At 57.3% G+C, this 4,587-nt stretch carries 8 protein-coding genes; 2 read left to right on the top strand and 6 right to left on the bottom strand.

Annotation, left to right across the window (positions count from 1 at the left end):
- The coding region (locus PHI12_13600) for a hypothetical protein (protein ID MDD5511827.1) at positions 1-318 on the bottom strand (318 nt) is incomplete at its 3' end.
- 93 nt (positions 319-411) lie between these two features.
- Between PHI12_13600 and PHI12_13595 the strand changes: the two genes are divergently transcribed.
- Complete coding sequence (locus PHI12_13595; protein MDD5511826.1) at positions 412-1,314, top strand: hypothetical protein; 903 nt, start codon at positions 412-414, stop codon at positions 1,312-1,314.
- Complete coding sequence (locus tag PHI12_13590) at positions 1,311-1,568, top strand: hypothetical protein (GenBank protein MDD5511825.1); 258 nt, start codon at positions 1,311-1,313, stop codon at positions 1,566-1,568. Before PHI12_13595 ends, PHI12_13590 begins: the two co-directional genes overlap by 4 nt.
- A 20-nt stretch (positions 1,569-1,588) precedes the next feature.
- Here PHI12_13590 and PHI12_13585 read toward each other — a convergent pair whose 3' ends face one another.
- The 5 genes from PHI12_13585 to PHI12_13565 all read right to left on the bottom strand — a co-directional run.
- A complete protein-coding gene (locus PHI12_13585) occupies positions 1,589-2,881 on the bottom strand; it encodes an ATP-binding protein (GenBank protein MDD5511824.1) in 1,293 nt (430 codons plus the stop codon).
- Positions 2,882-2,999: 118 nt separating this feature from the next.
- On the bottom strand, positions 3,000-3,422 hold the full coding sequence (locus PHI12_13580; protein MDD5511823.1) for a hypothetical protein: 423 nt from the start codon (positions 3,420-3,422) through the stop codon (positions 3,000-3,002).
- Positions 3,423-3,501: 79 nt separating this feature from the next.
- Positions 3,502-3,726: a hypothetical protein gene (locus PHI12_13575; protein ID MDD5511822.1), complete on the bottom strand. Its 225-nt coding sequence runs from the start codon at positions 3,724-3,726 to the stop codon at positions 3,502-3,504.
- 75 nt (positions 3,727-3,801) lie between these two features.
- Positions 3,802-4,185, bottom strand: a complete 384-nt coding sequence (locus PHI12_13570) for a hypothetical protein (protein MDD5511821.1) — start codon at positions 4,183-4,185, stop codon at positions 3,802-3,804.
- 73 nt (positions 4,186-4,258) lie between these two features.
- Positions 4,259-4,587 (bottom strand): hypothetical protein (locus tag PHI12_13565; protein ID MDD5511820.1); only part of this gene is annotated, 329 nt, incomplete at its 5' end.

Below are 4,587 nucleotides of genomic sequence, written 5' to 3'. Positions count from 1 at the left end.
AAGGCCTTTGTTCTCGAGCCACTTCCTCATCCAGTCCACCGGAACGTTGACCACGGGCATGGTCATGGCAGCGAAGAAGAAGCTGGCGATGAAGATCTGCAGTAGGCTGCCCTCGGGGATCTCGAAGGAAGAAAATACCCACAGTACGATCATCATCCAGATGATGACGTCGGTTGCCATAGACAGTAGGTACTTCCAATCGAACCTGACCTCCTCTCCGGCCTTCTGCTCGGCCTCCTGCCATTTGAACAGGGTATAGATCAAGGCCCCCAGGATTATCCCAAAGAACGCTATCAGCGTCGGGGTATCGACCGCCATGCTGAGAACAACGCCCTCCCCGACTTATAAAGTTTGACCTCCCCGGCTTAATAATCGAAACGATTTTAATCAACGAGGCACATACCCCTAAGTATGCTAACCAACGTGGATTGGTATCGCTTCCTCGATCGGAACAGGGAGCCCACCACCGCTGCCACCTACTCCTCCGTTCTGAACGGGTTCTGCGAGAGGGTGGGCAGGTACCCCATCACCCTCGCCGACCTGAGGCCCTCCCAGGTGGAGGAGCACATGACCGCCTACAAGAGCCCCAGGTCCGCCAATACCTTCCTCACCGCCGTGAAGAGCTTCGCCAAGTGGGCAAGGAGGAACGAGGAGGTCACCGACGTGTCGCAGCTCCTCCTCCTCGACAACATGAGCAGGGGCATCGAGAGCCTCGAGTACCGGAAGGTGCCCCGCCCCATGAGGTCGGAGTCCCTAACTCAGGACGCCCTAGCTATGCTGCTCCTGGCGACCGAGAGAGACGACATCATGCACTCGGCCACCCTGGTGCACTTCTACTTCGGTGCCAGGCCGGTGGAGCTGGCAACGCCCTTCAAGGTCAAGGGGATCCACCTGAACGATGCGGGGATAGAGAACGCGGTGGACTTCGACCGGGGGCTGATGAGCATCGTGACCGCCAAGTTCAACCACACAAGGTTCAGGATCGTGCCCTTCCCGGAGGAGCTGGAGCCTGCGATCAGAAAGTGGGTCAAGCACGTCAGGGTGAAGATGCCGAAGTACGCCCGACCGCACGAGTGGTACACGAAGTCCCTTAGGCCCTACTGCTCCCACCTGGGACTCCATGTGACCGCCAAGTCGGGCAGGAAGACGGTGGAGACCGAGATGTCCAGGGCCCAGAAGCCCCAATGGATGATAGACTACTGGCTCGGGCATATGGAGGGGATCAGCGGGGAGTACCGGGACAAGAGCGCCCTCCTCGAGGAGATCAGGAGCGAGATGGCCGATAAGCACTACATTTTGGACGTGATGACTTGACCGGGCACACAAAGAACGAGCTGATGCGGAAGGTGCTCAGCTTCATCGCCAACAACCCGCGGGTGTGCAGCACGGAGATCGCATACCGCCTGAAGGTCGATTACAACACGGTGGCCACTTCCCTGTACTACTACCGTGTTCAGGCCCTCCTCCGCCGGGATAAGGAGCGGGTGGCCGGGCGGGTACGGAGTGTCTATTCCCTCACCGATAAGGGTCGTCGCCGACTCGAATGGCTGGTTGCCGGACACATATGACATAAAAAAAGGAGAAGGGGTTAGAGGAGACCTTTTGCCACACTGTCCAGGTACTTCCTGACGTGGCTGTTCAGGGTATCATCCCGAAGCTCTATGGCCTTGACCACGTCGCTGGCCTCGATCTCCCTGCGCTGTAGCTTAGCGATTGCGGTGGCCGTTCTGAGGATGCCCATCTCCAGGACACGGTACGACTTCTCCGTGATGTTGGCGCTGGTCATGTTGATATACGCTTTCATCGTATCCTCGATAAGCTCCATTTGACCGTCCCTCACCTGGGGCTCGTAGTCCGCAATCCATTCCTTGAATTCATAGAGCGCAATATGGCCAGGTACCTTCAGCTTCCCGAAGAAGGCCTTCACCAGGCTCACGCTTTGCTCTGCACGCTCCTCCCGGCTCGGTGGCTCCAGCGTGTACACGAAGTCGAAGCGGTCTAGTAGTGGTGCGTGGACCTGCGTAATGTCGTTGACCGAGGCGATCACCACCACCCTGGCGGGGAAGCGCATGTAGTGCTTACCCTTGGTGATGGTGTACTCGCCCTCTTCCATCGCCTCGAGGAGTCCGAACTGGTCCTGATGACTCATCTTGTCCAGCTCATCGATGCAGAGTATGCGACCGTCGCATTGGGCGAGCACGCCGGGGGTTATCTCCTCTCCTCTAGCGTCCCCGACCAGGCCGACCTTGGTTGTGTGTGGTGCATCGACGAACTTCGCGTCCATTCTCCACTTGAGCCAACGGAGTACTTCGGTCTTCCCCGTGCCGGGTGGCCCGGCGAGGAGTACGTGGATGCGGGAGCGTTTGGCAGTCTGGCCGTGGGAGGCCAATGCCAGGAGCACGCCCTTGCGGACCTGGTCGTACTGCTTGCCCACGATCTCGGGGGCGATGCAGACACTCAGGTAGCTCAGGACGTCCCGTCTCTGGACCATTTGCTGGAATATCTCGTCCGTTCCGTACTCGTGCTCCCGGTTTTCACGTTCTACTTCCTCTCGTTCTCCAGGTTCCATAGACTCATCACCCTCAGGGTCTTCCTCGATTATACTATTTGGTTCCAGTGCTTCCAGTATCAGCTCAATACCGTTCTCCAGCATTTCCTGTTCGACCTCTTCAATGTAGTCGTCATCAGCGTATTCGACCTCTTCCACCTGGTCGTTGGTGAGCGGTTTGCCCACCAGGTCGCTGATGTTCCTGATGTTCTCGTTCAGGTGCAACGATGGGTCGATATGTGCCTCAATGTCCACTGTATCCCTGGCGATCCCCGCCCGGTCCAGGAGCTTCCCGATGGTTTCCCGCTGCAACGCTCTATTCATCGCTACCATCGGCGTCCCCCTGTCTCGGTCAAAATGGTTTGTTGGGTGGGCCCCCTCTCCCGCTCGGGGTTCAGGTCCACCCATTCGACCTGGGCCTTAGAATCCCTGATGCTCCGGTCTATTGGCATTAGCTCAGCTCCGCCGGATCGGAGGGGTGGGGGTTGAAATCCTTCACGTCCCCGCTCTGTGGCACGAAGACTATCTTCGCCTCCCATTCTTCCACCCGACCGTTGATAACGACCATGCGGAAGATGCCCCCGAAGTCATCGAAGTAATCGACGTGGCTACCCTCTTCCACGAAGGGAGCCACGACCTGGAGAAACTCCTTCACTTCGTGCAACTGTGTGCCTGGGAGGAACGTGAAATCGTCATATACGTCATGCGTACGCTCCCACCAGAGATAGGGGACGTGTAGCTCCCTCATTAGGTCGCCGATCTCCTTCCCTACGACCGGGAGGTCGTAGTGTAGGGCAATTGCTTCCCTACAGGCCTGTTCGTTCTTCCTGGGGAGTACCACTTTGGCCTCCTGTTGGTATATTTCATATCCCATTCTTTCACCTACTACCTCTGCCCGCCCAGGGGCTGCCTGACCGGGATTCAGAAAAAGAGAAGGGGGTTTGGGATGGGGTTCATTCTTGAGACTCCATGAGGGAATCAATGGCTTCCTGGATGCTATCTCGTGCGTCGGAGAGGGCTATACTTTCGTCCATGAGCTTATCCGCTTTGTCTGGGAAATGCTCTTCTAGGTTCGCGGCCCGATCCTCTAGGTCGCTTTGCAACGCTTCGACCTCGATCATGATAGACTCAAGCCGTTCTATCCATTCGTCGATCAGTTTGCGGTCCGTTTGGTTCATTTTCTACCCCCTCGATACTACCTCTGCCCCGCCTAGGGGTTGCCTGGACAGGATTCAGAGAAAAAAGGAAGGGGTTTAATCGGAACGATTGTATCCCAGTAGGTACCTCTCCGTGCCATGATGCCCGCACTCATCACATTCGTAGTAGTAGATTAGCTCATCCTCATCCACTTCGTGATTGGAGTAGTGTAGGTTCATTGACCCACATTTGGCGCACGCCCCGCTTCCGTGGCCACCCTCGCTAAACATGGCTTCGTACTGCTCCTTGATGTTCTTAGCCCTGGCCCTTTCTTGCTCCTCGGTTAGAGGCTCTGGCACAAAATCGGGTCCGTATATCCACTTGCCTCCGCACGCGCACCGCATCCCCTGTAACACAGGGTCGAACCCAATATCTATGATGGCCCCGCCAAACGCTCCGCAATGATCGCAGATTACGGTCTTGTTCTTTGGTTCTTTCATACCTACTACCTCTGGCCTGGATGGGATTGCCATCCAGACTTTCAGAAAAAAAAGAGAAGGGGTTTCAGTAGAGCTAAGCATCCTGGATTCGATCGGCGAAATGCTCCTCCAGCTGGTCCGTGAAACCGTGCTCCTCCAGCCAGTCGTAGGCCCCGCCCTCGCTGAGCGGGATGATCCGCTCGCTCCCGGTCGTGCCGTCCCCGCATGGTACGGCGTATTCGGTCATCGGTCCGCCCGCGCCGTGGATGAACCACGCCCCCGAGGGCGTCAGATACAGGTCCTCCTCGACCCGCCGGAAGTCCCCCCGGTTGTGGTGGTTCGTCCAGCTGGCCACCAGAGTAGCCAGCTCGGTGTCATATCGTCGTCCGTCTATGATGGTCTTCATATCTACCACCTGGCCCC

It is taken from the genome of Dehalococcoidales bacterium (genome assembly GCA_028716225.1).
Classification (GTDB): domain Bacteria; phylum Chloroflexota; class Dehalococcoidia; order Dehalococcoidales; family UBA5760; genus UBA5760.
This window is presented reverse-complemented; position numbering and strand designations above follow the sequence as displayed.